1 pseudogene is annotated in these 344 nt (G+C 68.0%); it reads left to right on the top strand.

Annotated elements, in window-relative coordinates:
• Positions 1 to 344, top strand: a pseudogene (locus MKL20_RS32870) (methyl-accepting chemotaxis protein); the annotation flags it as partial.

The following is a 344-nucleotide window of genomic DNA, read 5'->3' on the forward strand; positions in this document are numbered from 1 at the left end:
CTCCACCGAAGAGGCCTCGGCCTCGGTCGAGGAGATGGCCGCCAACGTCAAGCAGAACGCGGAGAATGCCAGCCAGACCGAGGCGATCGCGCGGCAATCAGCCAAGGATGCCGAGGCCAGCGGCATCGCGGCCGGACAGGCGGGGGAGGCGATGCAGACCATCCCCCAGAAGACCACCATCCTGCCAGGAATCCCCCGCCAGGCATATCTGTTGGCGGTCAACGCCGCCGTCGATGCTGGACGGGCCGACGAACACTGCCGGGGAGGCCGCGGTGTACCTTTGGATGTTCGCAAACTCGCGCGCTGTACCGAGGCTGGGCCCGCTCATCTCGCGCACGTCCCCG

It is taken from the genome of Methylobacterium sp. E-066, from assembly GCF_022829635.1.
In the GTDB taxonomy this organism is placed as follows: domain Bacteria; phylum Pseudomonadota; class Alphaproteobacteria; order Rhizobiales; family Beijerinckiaceae; genus Methylobacterium.